The organism is Saccharospirillum impatiens DSM 12546, from assembly GCF_000423605.1.
Classification (GTDB): Bacteria; Pseudomonadota; Gammaproteobacteria; order Pseudomonadales; family Natronospirillaceae; genus Saccharospirillum; species Saccharospirillum impatiens.
This window is the reverse complement of sequence record NZ_AUIH01000001.1, coordinates 1-17208: the sequence shown is the minus strand read 5'-3', so window position 1 is coordinate 17208 and position 17208 is coordinate 1. Positions and strand designations below refer to the sequence as shown.

The following is a 17208-nucleotide window of genomic DNA, read 5'->3' as shown; positions in this document are numbered from 1 at the left end:
TCGAAATGGAACAACATACGCCTTAAGTCGATGCGATACTTGTCGATAATGATAACCACTGACGAGCCATTCAGGTTGTCACTGTGACAAAGTGCGCACCTGGCGTTTATCTCCGTGCTCTAACTTTCAAGGATCCGATGCTATGCCCTGGCTTAAAAACCTGTCGATCGCCAACAAGGTTCGACTTCCCTTACTGCTTATCCTGGCCATCACCCTGACCAGCACCGTTATTGGGGTGCGCACCCTGATCACCGTTACCTCCAGTTCCGACGTACTGATTCAACGCTATCAGCCAGCGTTGTTGACGCTGGCTGAAATGGATACGTTGATGCATCAGGCACTGCTGGGTCAGCGCGCCTACATTCAGGCGGCCTCCTGGGGCTCGGTGCGGGATGAACTCGACGGATACCAGGCAACCATCACAGCGGATTCAGACAAGGCTCTAACACTTTCCCGAGAAGCGGCCGAGGTACTTGGAACCAATAGCAGCAGCGTGTTAATGGAGCAGTTCGCGACCACAGTGACAGCCTGGCAAACCTTAAACACCGAGATTCTTGAGTTTGCCGACAGCGGCGCTGCCTCGGTTGCCCTGCAAATCGGGGAACTGGAAGGCGCGCCTCTGTTTGCTGAAGCACTGGCTGCCAAAAACGAACTGTCGGCTCAAATCAACAGTGATTCCACTGAGCGGGTTCAGGCGGCCGAAGCGATCAGCAGCCAGGCCATTGCCCAGTCCTGGATACAACTGGGGGTCAGCCTGGCCGTGCTGGTAGCCATTGCGCTCTGGCTGCCACTGTCTTTGTCACGACCGATTGCCAACTTGCGAGACCGGCTGAACGACCTGGCTTCCGGAGAAGGCGATTTAACAGCACGGCTGGCCTCCGACCGTGCCGACGAAGTCGGCCAGTTGGCGCACCATTTCAATCGCCTGATGGAAAAGTTGCATCAATCCATGTCGCACATCACGCGGGTCAACGAGGAGCTGCAGAACAGCAGTCATATTCTGAATCAGGCAAGCCGAGGCAATATTTCGCTGGCTCAACAACAGGAAGGCGCTCTGGAACAAGTCGTCACCGCAGTCGAAGAGTTACACGGTTCTGCCCGGGAAGTGGCCAGCAATGCAGAGCGCGGCTCCAGCACCGCCAATGACGCCCTGGATAACGTAAGAACCGGCACCCAGCGCGCAGCCCAGGCTAACGTCAAAGTCAATGAACTCAAATCCCAGCTAGACACGGCCACCCAGGCATCCCATGTCTTGGCTGAGGAAGCCACCAGCATAACCAGCGTGCTGGATGTTATTCGCAACATTGCCGAGCAAACCAACCTGCTTGCACTGAATGCGGCCATTGAAGCGGCCCGCGCCGGAGAGCAAGGCAGGGGCTTTGCGGTCGTCGCGGATGAAGTGCGCAGCCTGGCACAGAAAACACAACAATCCACCGCCGACATTCAGCAGCGTATCGAGCGTTTGCAACAAGGTGTTGATAAAACCGTCAGCGCGATGCAGACCGGGTCTAGTATGGTTCAGGAAACTGCCGGGAACGTGAGTGAAACTCAAGCCTCTTTCGTTGCCATTGAAGCCCTGATGCAAGACATCAATGACATCAGCGCCCAAATTGCGACCGCCACTGAGGAGCAAAGCCAGGTTGTGTCAGGCATTACCGAACACCTGGTGTCGATCAGTGATTACTCGAAGGAAAATACCCGGCATTCGCAGGAGATCGACCAGGCAGCCGACCAATTAGTGGATCAATCCAGCCAGGTCCAGACCGTGTTGTCGGGCTATCGACTGTCGTAATGCCTGTCAGGAACCGGGAAGACCAGACTATCAGGTAAACCTGATGGTGACCGGACTGCCAACCCTCAGTCATCCAACTGGGGGTTGTCCGGAGTCGCTAAATTCAGCGTCCAGTAGACATCGCCGTTTTCGGCAACCGCCTGCCCAATACCTGCCGATGTAAAATCGTCATCCATGAGATTGCGGCAGTGCCCGGGGCTGGCCAGCCATTGTTGAACCACGCGGGCATCAGTCGCAAGGGTCATGGCAAGGTTCTCGCCCAGTGCTCTCGCTTCATACCCTTGCTGCTGCAATCGATCGTAAGCATCCTGACCGTCGCTGCTCAGGTGGCTGAGAATACCGTGACGCGCCATATCATCGCTGTGACGCTGCGCGGTAACCGACAGACTGCACTGATAACTCAAGGCCGCGGCAGCGCCCTGCAACACTCGCCCACAATAACGAGCACTGCTGCGTGCCTGGTTTATCTGCTCCAGCCAGGCTTGTTCAGTGGCACCCATACAGTTGTCGAGTGTCCACTGGGAGGTAGCACCCACCGGTCCTGCCGTACGGAACTGCCATTGCGCACCCCCATAGAGATCACCCTCGGCTGACATCAACCGTGGGTCCAACTGCACCCGGTAGGTTTGATTTGGCATCAGATCAGAGGCAGGAATCAGGCGAATGCTTTGCGTATCGGCCACATAAACGGTGCCGGCGGGTACAGCCTGGTCTCCCAGCCACAATTCAACGCTGCTATCGGTAATGGATTCAATCAGCAATGGGGTATCGAAGGTGATACGGATATCCCGCGTCAGCGCCTGATTTTCCGCGCCGTCAACCGGGCTGTGATCAATGACTGAAAAGGCACTGGTATAACGCGCCTGAAGAGGCGTACCTGCCAAAACATTGCTGGCTGCGGGCGCCTCATCAATGGTTGTATTGCACGCGGCCAACATGGCCACCCATACAACCAAGCCGACCTGCCATCCCGCCTGTTTTCCAATCACCGATTCATTCTCATTAACCTTTTAACCAGTGTACCTGCGCCGAAGCCTGCGCCAACACTTTTCACGATTTTTTCGCAGACCAAAGGTAAAAAATGCCAACAGGGTCCGCTTAACTGCCTCTATGGTGTCTAACAGACCGTTAAAATTCACTGTCTGTTAGCAGCAGCCGATGTCTGAAACATCAGGTCCGATACGTCGGATGTTTCGTCGGCGCAATAAAAATTGCGCTGTGTCATTAATACCGGGAAGAATGCAAACATCACACTGCTTGCTCTGGGTGTTTTGAACAAGCCACCACAAGCTGCCAAATAAATAAGGTCATAACACGGCTTCACGGCGACACGGGATACTGCGAGAATAGCTGATTCCTTTCCAAACTGATTGATCGCCACCATGACTCCGACCAGCGCACTCACGTTCTTCATCGCCATTTTCATATTCGGCATTACTCCGGGCCCTGGTGTTTTTGCGGTGTTGTCCCGTGCCCTCAGTCAGGGAGCGCGGGCCTGCCTGGCCCTGGCTTTCGGTATGACCATCAGCGACGTAGTGTACTTGATCCTGGCTTGCTTCAGCCTGTCGGCCATTGCAGAAAACTACGGAACTGTATTTACCATTGTCCGCTACGCTGGCGCTGCTTACCTGATGTATCTCGGCTGGAAACTCTGGACGACACCCTCCCACACTGAAACTGGCCCTGCCTCGGTCAAACCGTCGGGTACCGGTGCCAGTTTGCTGCAAGGCATGGCAATTTCGGCGTCAAACCCTAAAGTCATTTTGTTCTACATTGCGTTTCTGCCAAGCTTTATGGATCTGACCCGGCTCAGTTCTGTCGATATCGCGTTCGCCGCCGTGCTGACTGTCATTGCTTTGATGGCAGGGCTCATGTCAGTCGCCTGGAGCGCTTCCCGGGCGCGCATTCTGGCCCGGTCCAGCCAGGCCATGCGGCGTCTGAACCGAACGGCCGGCAGCATTATGATCGGTGCCGGTGCTTTGCTGGCGATCAAACACTAGCAAACATCGGGCATTCTCGGCCTGGCAGCACCCTCAGGCCAGAACAAGAGTGCTCTGCGAAATCGATGCCGGATCCTATTCCGGCATCGGGCCCGATGCCTTACCGACCAGGCTGAGCGGCATACCAGACATCGCTGACTTCATGCCCATTAACATCGCCTCGTTGACGATCACCCACCCAGGTGTACAACGGCTGGTTGTCGTAAGCCCACTGGTAAGAACCATCGCTCCGTTCAATCACCGTAAAGGCACCCCAGGTTTCTGCGTCTTTCGAAGCAGAAAACGGAGGCCAGCTTGCTGCGCAACCGTCGTAACAGTTGGATACTGACGCCTCATCGCGGGTGAAGGTATACAACGTCATGCCCTGAGTTGTTGCAAAGACGTCTCCAATCGACGTATCCACTTTTGATACCACACGGCTGGCGGGCGAGTCTGCATTGCTGGCGTATGAGCTTGCGTAAGAGTCAGTTGCACAGCCGGTCAGTGCCAGAGCGGATGCCAGGGCTACAATGCTGATTGTTGGGAATTTCATAGTCAGTTTCCTTTTAAAGTAATCACAGAGGTCGGTTGAGTTTGGGGTCTTAAGACGTCCTTCTCACTTCCCAAGACGACATCAACACTGCGCCTGGATGCACACTGTGAAAAAAAACAGATGATTGGGTGTTACCTGGAAACGGGCACCGCTGGCCCCGGGGTATCCGTCCGCCCCGGGTGGGTCAGTCAGGCATTGATTGACGCATTCCAGCCTCAGCGGACGAGGCATCACAGCCGCCAATCTCCATGCCAGGTTTAAACTGACTGGAAAGTGGCAGCCATTTATGACGGGGCGGGAGCCTGATTTAGCCGTTCCTGTGAAACGCTCAGGCGCTTTATTTAGCGCCACTGACGTTTAGCAGGTTGTTAAAATTCGAAAAATTTCGGTGGCCTGCTACTGGAACATGTGGTCCGACAATTCGGACATTCCGGCAAAATTGATGACTGTTAAGTCATTGATTTTGTGAGAGAAGCAAAAATCGCAATTTTTGGATCTCGTGCTTTGAAAAAGGCAGTAAGCCTTTTTCAACAACCTGTTAGAGTCATGACACCCAAACACTCAACCCTGAGTGAGGGCAAGTCACGTTGCTGATACAAACCCACCTGACTATGCAGGATGACCTTCGGTTGACTCGGGTTGCACTGGATTTGCGTTGTACAATTGCTTGAACGATACCGACACCAGAACGACACCCAACACTGTCATGGCACAGGTCAGCAACGGCTGCAACCACCAGTAAATGGCCGGTGGTATGCTTACTTGAAGCAAGGTATCCAACATGCCACCTGCAAACAATGGCCCCGCCGTCACGGCAACCATCCGCCAGCCGTTACCGCTTGTTAGTTCCATCGAATCGGAAATACCAACCGCTGGCTGCTGGTCTATCGCGGCTGATGGCAATACCAATGTCATCCGCACCCACAGATACCATATCGGTAACACACAGAACCAGATAACCGGCAGCGCCAACAAAGGCTGTTCTACGCTGAAAGTTTCGATATTCCAGTTTGAAAATGCAGCCGCCAGTAAGCCGACAACAATCAGGACATAGAAGACGACTGGCAGGATCAATATCAAGGTAAGTTTGAGCATAGCCCAGGCATATCGAGTTTCAGCCCTCCCCCAGCGGATGGGCATTTGTCGCTCAGGGGATTGCAGGAACTGACGATGAATACTGACGGCAACCACAACGCCCATTAACAGTGAAATACCAACAACAAGCCAATATTGCCACATGAGAATGGGCAGGTATTCGAATGAAGGTTTGGTGAACTGTACCAGAACGTATTGCAGCACCAGAAAAGGCAGTACAAGAACCAATAAGGTCCGTGCCCGGTCAATACAATAGCCAAGGCTTTGTGTGATTGATGCGACAACGGGTAAACGGGGGTTTGCGGCAGCGGGCATATAGGGTCTTCCTTGTTGGTCGGAGTGAATGGCCCGGAGTGATCCCCACTCCAGGCGGTGGGCATAATAGTGCTCGCTACCCCCGTTCACCACTCCAAACCGACATTTATGTGATCAACTTAACACCAAAGAAATCAGATACCCGGTGTACCCCGCATAGGTCAACAACAACAGGCTCCCTTCAAAGCGGTTGATTCGCCCCTGACGTCCACGCAGGCCAATACCCATAACCAGCAAAACGACCGTTAGTGCGGCCATGACTACCCAGTCGCGGTACAGAACTTCCGGGTCTACCTGCAGCGGGTGAATGCCTGCGGCAATCCCGACGACAGCCAGGGTGTTGAACAAACCCGAACCCAATACGTTGCCCAGTGCCAACTCGTGCTCGTTCTTTTTAATGGCAACCAGCGACGACGCAAGCTCCGGCAGCGATGTACCAATCGCCACGACCGTTAGACCGATGATCAGGTCGCTGACACCAAAGCTCTGGGCAACAATGACCGCCCCCCAGACCAGTAGACGCGAACTGATCACCAGCAATACCAACCCCACCAACAGCCAGGTAATCGCTTTGGAGAGGCTCATCGGGTGCGCATCAATTTCTTTCTGGTACTCTGCTTCGAGCGAGTCGGCCGGCTTTTGCCGACCCTGCAGGATCGACCAACCCATGATGCCGAAAAAGACCAGCAACAGGATATAGGCATCCAGTCGACTCAGTTCGCCATCCAGCAGTTGATAGCCCGCCAAAACTGTGACACCCAGCAACAGTGGCAGCTCTTTGGTGAGAATACGCGATTGCACCCGAATCGGAGCGATTACCGCCACCAGACCAATTACCAGGCCAATGTTGGTGATGTTCGACCCATAGGCATTACCCAATGCCAAACCCGGATTGCCCTGCAGTGAGGCAATGGCAGACACGACCATTTCCGGAGCGGATGTGCCAAAGCCTATAATGACCATGCCGATCAGCAGTGGTGACATGCCTGCGTACTTGGCCGTCACTGAGGCACCTTCGACGAATTTGTCGGCACTCCAGACCAGCAGGGCCAATCCGGCCACAATGGCCAGCCAGGCTAACAACATAACGTTCACTCCGAAAAAATATGGCGCCAGTATACCGGGCTACCGGCTAAATGTCGGGCGCATTTTAAGAGTCTGTCTACAATCAAAAAAGGGCCCTAGGGGCCCTTTTTTGATACGCGGGTCAGGCTCAGTTCTTGCGCATGGTCAGCACAACTTCGCCCACTTTGAACCCGAACTTGGTCATTTCCGTAACATTGATCAGGGTTTGGTCATTCACCTGATAAAGCCAGTCGTCCATGGTAACGTTGATGGTTCGGCCACTGTCGAGGGGTACCGCAAGCACATACTTCATGTTGACGGCGTTACCGGCGAATCGCATCTCAGCGGGTTTAACCACGTCACCGGCGGTACCCCGGTAATGGCTCTCTCCGACGCGTTCAAACTGCCAAACCCGAGTTTGTCGTTCGCCATCACTCCAGATAAAGACTTCATCGAGCACACCACCGCGTTCATCCCAGCGGGCATCGATGGTGGCGTTAAAATACCGGCTGACTTCGCCATTTCGACCTCGCACCACCCCTTCGGCAACCAGAGATCCGTTGAAATACTCGACCGGATCAAACACCAGGTCGGCGTCTTCATAGGTTGCGACTGTCACACTAGCGCACCCTGTTAACAGCGCTACGAGCGCTGTACTTGCGATGAGTTTCCACACAAAAGAGCTCCGTTTGTTGGTTGCTCAGTTATACGGCCAGCCAGGCCATTCAGATGCTTTGAGTCTCCCCTGCCGAGTACTTTATAGGACCCCGCGTCTGCCCCTATCCCGCATCCGCCAGGCTTGCTATAGCCATTCCAGAAAGGGCGCCACGGCATCCCGGTCAAAGGTGCGCTCCTGGCCATTGCGCACAAACCGGATGCGCAGTCGTTGCGGGTCCTGCTGCACAACGCGGCCCACGCCCCATTGCTGATGGCGCACTCGTCGTGCGTCGGGCTCGGCCGCGTCTTCCGCTGCAGGCGAGACGGCATCGATTGGGCGCGGTGCCGCCTGCCATTGAACGGCAAGCGATGAGCCTACGGCGTTCAGATAGCGGCTGACCATATGCGTGTCCATCGCATCGCTCAGTGTCAGCTCGGTACTGTCGTCATACAACCCGTGTGCCAGGTCGGTTGAGCCGAGCCAGCGCAAATCATTAACAAAGGGGCTGTCCGGGTACTCGCTGCGGTCAGCCGGAGTCAGTAAAATCAGATGCTCGCGGGCTCGCGTCATGGCGACATAGAGCAACCGGCGTTCGCTGTCTTGCGAGGTGGGGCGGGTCAGGTCGCCTTCGGGGTGATAGGGGTAAAACCGGGCATTGACCTCCGGCAGAATCACAATCGGCCACTCACGCCCCTTGGCTTTGTGAATGGACGTGATGTGCACGCCCTGCTGCGACTGGCCGGATGCGTTCTGACCCGTCTGATGCTGCTGCCACTGGCGCAGCCGTGGCGAGGCTTCAGCCGCAGGCCAGTCTTGCGCCGCGACAAACTGAGCAAAGGCTTTAACGGTCGCCACCTGATCATCCACTTGTTGGGCAGAGAACGCCGACTCTTTCAGCGCCGCATAATAATCGGTGCCGCGAATCCAGCCACTCAGCAGTTCAGCCGCATTGACGTTTGCCTGCTCGGCTTTTTGCAGCAACCGCGCCCGCTCCATCAGTTGATCTGCCTGATAGCCCGACAGCGACTCGGGAATGGCATTGCGCAAATGCCGGGCGACATCCACCGCCACCGGTGCCAGCCGTTTGACCAGATCATCGATGATCGCTTTGCGAATTTTCAGATAAGGCTGGGTGAGCAGTGTCTGCCAGGCCTGCCGGCGACGATCAGGGTCGTAACGACTGAAGTCACCACTGGCCAGATCAAACAGCACCCAGAAAGGGCGCAGTTCGAATCGCTCGAGCACGGTCTGATGGTGGTCCAGGTGATAGGGCACATCAGCGGCCATCAGCAGCAACTCCAGCCGCGCGCTGTTGGCCCACAGTCGGTTCAACACTGCGACCTCACTGAGCGGACGCCGCTGGCGTATCTGTTGAATCAGCCCCAGCGCAGTGCTGGCGCCATCATCACTGCGCAGCTGTTCAACTCTTGTGGGTGGCGTCACCGGGTGGGAATAGCACAGGGTGCGACTGTCCGGATACGCATGCCCGGCACCGATCAGGTGGTTGGCCAGCAGGCTCAGGTGGTGGCCGTAGCGAAAGGTCCAGCTAAGCTCGTAATCCTGTACCGCATTAAACTGCTCGGTAAAACCCTCCGTAAGCAGTGTTGGTTCCGAACCCCGAAATTCGTAGATGGTTTGATCCGGATCGCCGACGACCATGACCTGACCGCGCCCGCCGTGCACAATCTCCAGCAATCGCTGCTGGATCGGGTTGATGTCCTGGTACTCGTCAACCAGAATTTCCTGCATATGGCCACCAAAGCGCTCGGCCAGCTCCGGCCGGTTGTTCAGGCAGCGCACCGGGTCGTACAGCAAATCACTGAAGGTGACGCGGCGCTCCGACTGGCGCCACTGCTCAAAGCGCTCGAAGGCTTCAATGAAGAGCCGGCACTGGGCGGGTAAATGGCTCTGCTCGAACACCACCTCGGGCGGGTTCAGGCTGCTTTTGACCAGTTCAAAATAGGACAGAGCCGGTTCAACCCATTTCTTTTTGCGGGTCAGAATATCCTCAGCCTGGTCATCGTCGGCCAGTTCCCGCAGGATGCGCCAGACCAGCGGCTCGACCTGGGCATCCGACAGCAGGGTACGGTCAAACGCCGGTAAGTCGCCATCCTGAACCAGGCGCTGATAAATGCGATAACCAAGGGAATGAAAGGTGCGCACTTCCGGCAAGCGGGTACCTGCCGGGTTCTGTGCTGCCAGGCGACGGGCAAAATCCCGCTGGGCAGTCTTGTTGTACATCAATACCAGCAGACGACGCGGCGAAATGCCCTCGCGGATGCGGCGGCTGACGTATGCGGTCAGCGTCGCCGTCTTGCCAGAGCCGGCCACAGCCACGATGCGCGCATGACCACCGGGGTGGGCAATGATGCGTTGCTGCTCATCGGTGTAGTGTTCGTCGATGTTCTGTGCGTCGGAAAAGCTCATGCGCGGCCCGTGAATGTGCGACGGGCAAGGCTAGCAAAGTCGTGCAGGCTTGTCTGCGATTTAGCCGACGGTGGTTTAACTCACGTTTCGGAGTCCGCCGACATTGACGAGCGCCGCCTGGCCAAACCAAACTCCGAAACTTGAGTTAACTATTGGCATTGCCGGTCGATAACCTGAACAATGGTTCCCGGCGCCCTTGCAAGGCTTGTGGAGCCTGTCTAATCTGATTGAATGCGGACTGCCTCCGCAACGCAAGGCACAGGAGCCCGTCGAATGTCGATGTCGAACGAAATGTGGGTAGTGGTTCAGCTTGATACCGAACCGCTGGCATTCCCGGCCACTCTGATCAAGGAAGTGGTGCCCTGGCAGCCGCTGCACCCGGTGCCCAGCAATGCATTGGGCGTCATGGGACTGGTCAGTCTGCGCGGTGAAACTCTGGCGGTGATTGATATCCAGCAAATGACGGGGTACGGGCAAATCACTGAACCCAGTTTTCTGCTGGTTCTGGATCTGTCGGAAACCCGGGTCGGAATGGCCGTCACCAAGGTCGAAGGCGTGCAATACTTCGCGATGGACGAAGCCGATACCAATATGGCCGGTGGTTTCATTCAGGGCACCATAGAAAAAGAAGACCGCTTGTATCAGCTGATCAGTCCGGCGGCGCTTGAGCAGGTGATCGCCCAGCATACTGACGTCAAATCCCTGATCGACGAGCTGTAATCCATGACCGTCTGGACCCTGTTCGGGTTCGGACCGCACACCCCTTCTCGCTGCCGGCCACCAACCCCCGTAAACGGTACTCATGGACATCATCAACGCGGCGCTGCTGCTGGCCCTGTTTTTTCTGGGCAGTTACATTCAAACCGTCACCGGGTTTGCTTTTGGCCTGATCGTCATGGGGCTCGGTTCCATACTCGGGCTGGCGGACCTCGCTTTTCTGGCCTTCGCCACCAGTACTCTGAGTCTGGCTAACACCGGTATCGCCCTGCGCGGACACACTCATCATGTGCACCGCCCTGCCGTTATCGCCATGCTGGCAACCGCACTACCGCTGACCGGGTTCGGCCTCTGGTTGCTCAACCGCTTCAGTCAGGATGGTCTCAGTCTGCTGCAGATGCTACTGGGCACCACTCTGGTGCTCAGTTGTCTGCTGATGATGCTCAAACCCAAACCCCGGGTCGACGTTAACGGTCGCTTCGCGTTCGCAACGGCGGGTGCCATCGCCGGGTTGCTTGGTGGCCTCTTCGCGACCTATGGCCCGCCACTGGCTTTTCTGATGTACCGTCAGCCGCTTCCTCTGCTCAGCATTCGCCTTACCCTGCTGATGACGTTTGCTGCCACCTCGGTGATTCGCATTGCACTGGCCTTACCTTTTCTGCACAACGCGGCAAACCTTCTGTTGATCATCGCGCTGGGGCTGCCACTGGTCATTCTGGGGACTCTGATCGGGAAGCGCTTCGGGCCACCCTTACCGGAACTCTGGATGCGCCGCCTGGCGTTTGCTTTGCTGATGGGCTCGGGATTGAGCCTGGTGGCCTCGGGGCTGATGACTTAAGCCGGGCTGTCAGGTACGCCTGACACAGAGAGCTGTGCCATCTACGTGAGTTGCCCTGGGAATTTCTGACTCTTGCCCCGGCGAAACGCCGATACAGATCATTACGAATGAACCACTGGCATCCTGATCAAGGCTGATTATACTGTATATCCATACAGTTAATGGGCGCTTTTATCATGTCTTTGTTGCACGATCTGACCCAGAGCGGTCGGCTGTGGTCCGCCAACGACTGGCGCATGGCGCGTATTCATGCCGCGCCCAGTGGTTATGCGCCGCTGGATGCCGAACTCCCTGGCGGTGGCTGGCCGCTCGGGGCCGTCACCGAAATCCTCTACGCCCGGCCCGGCCAGGGCGAACTGAGACTGTTGCTCCCGTATCTGGCCTCACTCAGTCAGACCGATCAGCGCTGGCAAGTCTGGTTTAACCCCCCACATCAACCACACGCTCCCGGGTTGGCACACTGGGGAATGAATCTGTCGCGGCTGCTGTTGTGCCAGGCCCCGCGCCAGGAGGATCTGCTGTGGAGCCTGGAGCGCTGCCTGACCACGGGTGGCTGCCAGGCTGTTGTCGCCTGGCTCGACCGGCTCGACAGCGCCCATATGCGCCGGCTGCAACTGGCCGCCGAAAGCAACCGGCTCTCCGTTTTCTTACTGCGCCCCGAACGTTGGCGTGACAGGGCCTCAAGTGCCGCCCTGCGCCTGCAGGTTAGTGCTGAGCAGGCCGACCAACTGCGCCTGAACATCCTCAAACGCCGCGCGGGCTGGCCACGGCACAACCTGCCGGTAACCGTACCACTGCAACCAGACGGAGCCGGCCACCATGGCTGACACCCGACTCTGGCTGTACATTGATTTCACCCGTCTCGCACTGCAAACCCAGTTCGGCACTGGCGACAGTGCCATACCACAACTGCTGCTCAACGCCCGATCCGGCATCGAGCAATGCAATGATGCCGCCGATGCACTGGGTGTGCGTCCTGGCATGAATACCGCGACGGCCTATTGTCTGCTCTGCGAGACCGAAACCGTGCACTATGATGCGCTTGCTGAACAGGAACAGCTGCAACGCCTGGCACTGCTGTTGTATCAGGCCTGCGCCGATATCCGGCTGTGCCCGCCATCCGGTCTCAGCCTTGAAGTGGGCTCTATGCTGCGGCTCTATAATGGCCTCGATGCGCTCACCGACACCCTGAAGAGCCGGCTCGAACACAGCGGCTTCCGGTACCGCTGGGCTTGCGGTCACACCGCCCAGGTTGCTCAGGTGTTGGCGACCAACGATCAGCCACTGGTCAGCCATGACCGACAGCGCCTGGTCAGTGCACTCGACCCGATCAGCATCACCCGTTTGGGCTTGGAGACAAAAGACGCCGCCCGCCTGGAGTCCATGGGGGTACATCGCTACGCTGACCTGCGCCAATTGCCCCGGGCCGAGCTCGGCTACCGCTTTGGCCCAACCTTGCTGCAACGGCTACAGTCACTGGAGACACCCGATACACTGGGTCACCGCTTTGAAATACCGCCGTACTTCGATGAACGCCTGGAACTGAGCCATGAAGCCGAACACAGCGCCAGCCTGCTGTTCCCGGTCAAACGTCTGCTGACAAACCTGGAGGACTATTTGAAGGCGCGCCAGCGCCTGGCCGACAGCCTCTACTTGCGATTGAACCACCGCAACCAGGCCGCGACCCGCTTGCGCATTCAGGCAGTACAGGGGTCACGCAGTGCCCAGGAATGGCTCAGCCTGATCAACCTGCAACTCGACCGGCTCATCTTGCCCGAACCGGTGCTCTCACTGCAGCTCCGGGCCAGGCGTTTTCGTATTGACCCCATGCCCACGGGCGATCTGCTCGGCACAGCCTACCCGCAAGCCGATGCCGACCGCCTGCTGTCCTTACTGGTCTCACGACTCGGTCACCACCGGGTACAAACCCTGACGACCACCGCCGACCCCAGGCCGGAACTGGCAACACGATTGACCCCGGCGGTCGATCACTCCGGACGGCCGGAATCTTCACGGCCACGCTTCCAGCCAGTGCTGATACCCAAAACCCATACGCCTGTATCCCCACAACATTACCAGCTCCTGAGCGGAGCCGAGCGCATTGTCATGGGTCGCTGGGCGCAACCCGTTCCGTACCGGCGCGACTATTTCCGCGCCTGGCACTTGCGTCAGCAACAGGTTGTCTGGCTCGCCCGGCACGACGACGGGCACTGGAGCCTCGCCGGTTTTTTCGGATAACATCATGCCTGTCTCATTACCCTACGCCGAGTTGCATTGCCTCAGTAACCACAGTTTTTTACGCGGTGCCTCACACCCCCGGGAACTGGTCTTGCGCGCGGTTGAACTGGGCTATCAGGCACTGGCCATCACCGACGAATGCTCGGTCGCCGGGGTGGTTAAAGCCTGGCGGGTGATCCGGGATCAGAAGCTGCCAATCAAACTGATCATCGGTGCCGAATTTCGACTCGACGGTCAGATGATTGTATTGCTTGCCCCGACAGAAACCGCCTACAGCCAGCTATGCCACCTGATCACCCGGGCGCGACGCCGGTGTGAGAAAGGCGAGTATCGGCTGACCCGTCAGGATTTTCGCCAGAACCTCGATGACTGCCTGTGTCTCTGGTCACCCAGAGGGCGCAGCGACGACAGCGACCAACTGACTTACTACGCCGACAGCTTTAAAGACCGTTGCTGGGTATTGGTGGAAAACCTGCTCGCCGAGAACAGCTTCGAGCTTGCCAGACACGCTCGCCAACTGGCCGGGCAACACCAGGTGCCGGCGGTCTGCGCAAACAACGTACATATGCACACGCCCGTGCGCAAAGACCTGCAAGACGCCCTGACGGCAATACGGCTTAACACCACTCTAACCGGCGCTCTGCCTTACCTGTTCCCAAATGCCGAAAACCATCTGCGCTCAGCCAACAAATTGCACCGCCTGTACGGTGCAGAACTGATGCAAGAAACATTGGCGATTGCTGACCGTTGCGACTTCACGCTGGGTAGTTTGCGCTATCGTTACCCGAAAGACATTCTGCCCGGACAATACACGGCCGAGCAGTATTTACGTCTGCTGGTACGGCAAGGTGTCGCCAGACGGTTTCCCGAAGGCAGCACACCCGAAATAGACGCAACCATCGAGCGTGAGCTGGCGATGATTCGCGAGAAAGACTACGAACATTATTTCCTGACAGTCTATGACATTGTGCGGTTTGCCCGCTCACAAAACATCTTATGCCAGGGGCGAGGCTCGGCGGCCAACTCCGTCGTCTGTTACTGCCTGGGCATCACCGAAGTGAACCCCAAGCAGGCCTCTTTGTTGTTCGACCGATTCATCTCAAAAGGACGCGACGACCCGCCCGATATTGATGTTGATTTTGAACATCAGCGTCGCGAGGAAGTCATCCAGTACATCTATCAGAAATACGGGCGCAAGCGTGCTGCTCTGGCCGCTACCGTAATCAGCTATCGACGCAAGAGTGCGCTGCGCGACATCGGTCGGGCCATGGGCCTGAACATCAGTCAGCTGGACCAGAAAATCGCCAACTATGGTTGGCGCTATCGCAGCAAAAACTGGATTGAAGAAATCATCTCCGACGGTATGGGCCTGTCCGAGCATCAGATTTCAGTGTTTAAACATTTGCTCGACAGCATACTCGGATTTCCCCGACACCTGTCACAGCATGTCGGTGGCTTTATCATTACCGAAGGTGTCGTAGCAGACCTGGTGCCCATCGAAAATGCGGCCATGCCTGAGCGAACCGTGATTCAATGGGACAAAGACGACCTGGAAACTGTGGGCCTTATGAAGGTCGATATACTCGCCCTTGGGATGCTCAGCGCAGTACGTCGCACCCTGGATCTGATTCGTCAGCACCATGATGAAACCATCAAATTACAGCAAATTCCGCGTGACGATGCCGATACCTTTGCGATGATCCAACGGGCCGACACCGTCGGCGTATTCCAGATTGAATCGCGCGCACAAATGAACATGCTGCCGCGGCTAAAGCCAAACTGCTATTACGACCTAGTGGTCCAGGTTGCCATCGTACGCCCGGGCCCTATTCATGGCGATATGGTCCACCCCTATCTTAAGCGGCGCCAGGGCAAGGAAGCCGTACACTACCCGAATGAAGCACTAAAGCCGGTACTGGAACGCACCCTGGGTGTCCCCATTTTTCAGGAACAAATCATTGCACTGGCGATGGTCGCTGCCGGGTTCAGCTCCGACGAAGCAAACGATTTGAGACGATCGATGGCCAGTTGGAAACAAAGTGGCCACATCAATAAACTGCGCTCAAAACTGACCGAAAGGATGCACGAGAACGGCTATCCCGATGACTTCATCCAACGGATTAATCGCCAGATTGAAGGCTTCGGCGAATATGGTTTTCCAGAATCCCATGCAGCCGGATTTGCGCTCATTGCTTATTTCTCGTCCTGGTTTAAATGTCATTACCCGGCGGCATTTTGCTGCGCGTTGCTAAACAGTTTACCCATGGGTTTTTACACCGCCTCACAACTTGTGCAGGATGTACAACGACATGGTGTTGCCGTATTGCCCGTGCACATCAATCACAGCGACTGGGAAAATCAACTGGAGTGGCGCGAGGGCAAAACCGCCATTCGGCTTGGCTTCTGCCGCATCAGTGGCTTTCGCCAAATCAGCGCCGAAAACCTGCTCAGTCATCGACCCGAACAGGGGTTCAAGCACATCAAGGCGCTCGAACGTCTACCCGGCATCAGCACCGCCGAACTCGACCTTCTGGCATCTGCCGGGGCTTTAGCCGACCTCAGCCAGGATCGCTACCAGGCACGATGGGAGAGTTCCGCACTGAGGTTACAAACACCATTGCTTGCCGATGCGTTCGAACCGGCTCCTGAACAGCAAACCCAGCTACCGGCACCAAATGAACTCGACAACCTGATTGAAGACTATCACAGCCAGGGTCTGACTCTGGGGCGACACCTCATCACACTGCTACGAGAAGACAAAGCCATTCCACAGACCATACCCGCCAGTGAATTGCTGCCCATGATGCAATCCGAACAACAACGAATTGAGCGCTTGTCGGATCGGCTGAATTTGAACACACCAGACAGAGTGCGCCTGCCCATTCGGGTGCTCGGACTGGTGGTTAACCGGCAACGGCCAAAAACAAAAGCAGGCGTCACTTTCATCACGCTGGAGGACGACACCGGAAACATCAACGTCATCGTCTGGTTGCAGCAGGCTCAGCAATACATCAAAGCTCTGACTACAGAGCAGTTGATATTAGTGACTGGCCTGATCGAAAAAGCCTGGGACAATGACGTGGTGCATGTGATCGCACAACGTATCGACGGACTCAGCAACGCCAGTGATGTACGTATTAAATCGCGGGATTTTCATTGATAGTCATGTGATCTGTACAAGCGGTGGTGCACACCACTGACAGCCCAACGGCTGCGCCGCCCCCTCTCTCTAGCTCTCTCCCCCGGAGGTGGAGAGAGGACTGTTGTAGTGGTTCAATGATTCCGGCGGCACAAGCGACTGGCGCCGGTTACCTTTCCTTAGCTAATCGCTCCCTCTCCCGTCCCACGGGAGAGGGCCGGGGAGAGGGGTCACTTCCGGTTTGTCGTTCCAGCGCCCATAAAAAAACCCCAGACCATCTCTGGCCTGGGGTTGGTATTAAAAGCTTGACGATGACCTACTCTCACATGGGGAGACCCCACACTACCATCGGCGAGGCTGCGTTTCACTTCTGAGTTCGGCAAGGGATCAGG

Annotated in this window: 14 protein-coding genes and 1 rRNA gene; 7 read left to right on the top strand and 8 right to left on the bottom strand. The window is 56.6% G+C overall.

Annotation, left to right across the window (positions count from 1 at the left end):
- Positions 1-142 precede the first annotated feature (142 nt).
- A complete protein-coding gene (locus G565_RS25620) occupies positions 143-1792 on the top strand; it encodes a methyl-accepting chemotaxis protein (RefSeq protein ID WP_051207008.1) in 1650 nt (549 codons plus the stop codon).
- 65 nt (positions 1793-1857) lie between these two features.
- Here G565_RS25620 and G565_RS25615 read toward each other — a convergent pair whose 3' ends face one another.
- The gene (locus tag G565_RS25615) at positions 1858-2781 is read right to left on the bottom strand and encodes a CAP domain-containing protein (RefSeq protein WP_051207006.1); all 924 of its coding nucleotides are present in this window, start codon (positions 2779-2781) and stop codon (positions 1858-1860) included.
- A 146-nt stretch (positions 2782-2927) separates the two neighbouring features.
- Positions 2928-3218, bottom strand: a complete 291-nt coding sequence (locus G565_RS0100060; protein WP_169579597.1) for a hypothetical protein — start codon at positions 3216-3218, stop codon at positions 2928-2930.
- Here G565_RS0100060 and G565_RS0100055 point away from each other — a divergent pair.
- Entirely contained in the window at positions 3175-3792 is a 618-nt protein-coding gene (locus tag G565_RS0100055) for a LysE family translocator (RefSeq protein WP_028669154.1), read from the top strand. The genes G565_RS0100060 and G565_RS0100055 overlap by 44 nt on opposite strands.
- A gap of 100 nt (positions 3793-3892) precedes the next feature.
- Here the strand turns inward: G565_RS0100055 and G565_RS0100050 are convergent, their stop codons facing one another.
- The 5 genes from G565_RS0100050 to G565_RS0100030 all read right to left on the bottom strand — a co-directional run bounded on the left by G565_RS0100050 (position 3893) and on the right by G565_RS0100030 (position 9884).
- Positions 3893-4324: a COG4315 family predicted lipoprotein gene (locus G565_RS0100050; RefSeq protein ID WP_084649139.1), complete on the bottom strand. Its 432-nt coding sequence runs from the start codon at positions 4322-4324 to the stop codon at positions 3893-3895.
- Between the two features lie 609 nt (positions 4325-4933).
- Positions 4934-5734: a hypothetical protein gene (locus G565_RS0100045; RefSeq protein WP_028669152.1), complete on the bottom strand. Its 801-nt coding sequence runs from the start codon at positions 5732-5734 to the stop codon at positions 4934-4936.
- Between the two features lie 114 nt (positions 5735-5848).
- Positions 5849-6820, bottom strand: coding sequence for a calcium/sodium antiporter (locus G565_RS0100040; protein ID WP_028669151.1), 972 nt, complete (start codon positions 6818-6820; stop codon positions 5849-5851).
- A gap of 127 nt (positions 6821-6947) precedes the next feature.
- Positions 6948-7475: a DUF3833 domain-containing protein gene (locus G565_RS0100035; RefSeq protein WP_028669150.1), complete on the bottom strand. Its 528-nt coding sequence runs from the start codon at positions 7473-7475 to the stop codon at positions 6948-6950.
- Between the two features lie 126 nt (positions 7476-7601).
- The gene (locus G565_RS0100030; protein WP_028669149.1) at positions 7602-9884 is read right to left on the bottom strand and encodes an ATP-dependent helicase; all 2283 of its coding nucleotides are present in this window, start codon (positions 9882-9884) and stop codon (positions 7602-7604) included.
- Between the two features lie 273 nt (positions 9885-10157).
- Between G565_RS0100030 and G565_RS0100025 the strand changes: the two genes are divergently transcribed.
- From G565_RS0100025 to G565_RS0100005, 5 genes are all read left to right on the top strand, one after another.
- Positions 10158-10604, top strand: coding sequence for a chemotaxis protein CheW (locus tag G565_RS0100025; RefSeq protein ID WP_028669148.1), 447 nt, complete (start codon positions 10158-10160; stop codon positions 10602-10604).
- 82 nt (positions 10605-10686) lie between these two features.
- Entirely contained in the window at positions 10687-11439 is a 753-nt protein-coding gene (locus G565_RS0100020; RefSeq protein ID WP_028669147.1) for a sulfite exporter TauE/SafE family protein, read from the top strand.
- Positions 11440-11615: 176 nt separating this feature from the next.
- Positions 11616-12266, top strand: coding sequence for a translesion DNA synthesis-associated protein ImuA (gene imuA, locus G565_RS0100015; protein WP_169579598.1), 651 nt, complete (start codon positions 11616-11618; stop codon positions 12264-12266).
- The gene (locus G565_RS0100010) at positions 12259-13677 is read left to right on the top strand and encodes a Y-family DNA polymerase (RefSeq protein ID WP_028669145.1); all 1419 of its coding nucleotides are present in this window, start codon (positions 12259-12261) and stop codon (positions 13675-13677) included. Before imuA ends, G565_RS0100010 begins: the two co-directional genes overlap by 8 nt.
- Before the next feature lie 4 nt (positions 13678-13681).
- Positions 13682-16837: an error-prone DNA polymerase gene (locus G565_RS0100005; protein WP_028669144.1), complete on the top strand. Its 3156-nt coding sequence runs from the start codon at positions 13682-13684 to the stop codon at positions 16835-16837.
- 282 nt (positions 16838-17119) lie between these two features.
- On the opposite strand, the gene rrf is transcribed toward G565_RS0100005, so the two are convergent.
- Positions 17120-17208 (bottom strand): 5S ribosomal RNA (gene rrf / locus G565_RS25610); the annotation flags it as partial.

What these genes read in the sequence shown, in the direction of transcription:
- G565_RS25620 (WP_051207008.1), top strand. Translation starts at nt 143, where the DNA reads ATGCCCTGGCTTAAAAACCTGTCGATCGCCAACAAGGTTCGACTTCCC.
- G565_RS0100055 (WP_028669154.1), top strand. Translation starts at nt 3,175, where the DNA reads ATGACTCCGACCAGCGCACTCACGTTCTTCATCGCCATTTTCATATTC.
- G565_RS0100060 (WP_169579597.1), bottom strand. Translation starts at nt 3,218, where the DNA reads ATGAAAATGGCGATGAAGAACGTGAGTGCGCTGGTCGGAGTCATGGTG.
- G565_RS0100050 (WP_084649139.1), bottom strand. Translation starts at nt 4,324, where the DNA reads ATGAAATTCCCAACAATCAGCATTGTAGCCCTGGCATCCGCTCTGGCA.
- G565_RS0100045 (WP_028669152.1), bottom strand. Translation starts at nt 5,734, where the DNA reads ATGCCCGCTGCCGCAAACCCCCGTTTACCCGTTGTCGCATCAATCACA.
- G565_RS0100040 (WP_028669151.1), bottom strand. Translation starts at nt 6,820, where the DNA reads ATGTTGTTAGCCTGGCTGGCCATTGTGGCCGGATTGGCCCTGCTGGTC.
- G565_RS0100030 (WP_028669149.1), bottom strand. Translation starts at nt 9,884, where the DNA reads ATGAGCTTTTCCGACGCACAGAACATCGACGAACACTACACCGATGAG.
- G565_RS0100025 (WP_028669148.1), top strand. Translation starts at nt 10,158, where the DNA reads ATGTCGATGTCGAACGAAATGTGGGTAGTGGTTCAGCTTGATACCGAA.
- G565_RS0100020 (WP_028669147.1), top strand. Translation starts at nt 10,687, where the DNA reads ATGGACATCATCAACGCGGCGCTGCTGCTGGCCCTGTTTTTTCTGGGC.
- imuA (WP_169579598.1), top strand. Translation starts at nt 11,616, where the DNA reads ATGTCTTTGTTGCACGATCTGACCCAGAGCGGTCGGCTGTGGTCCGCC.
- G565_RS0100010 (WP_028669145.1), top strand. Translation starts at nt 12,259, where the DNA reads ATGGCTGACACCCGACTCTGGCTGTACATTGATTTCACCCGTCTCGCA.
- G565_RS0100005 (WP_028669144.1), top strand. Translation starts at nt 13,682, where the DNA reads ATGCCTGTCTCATTACCCTACGCCGAGTTGCATTGCCTCAGTAACCAC.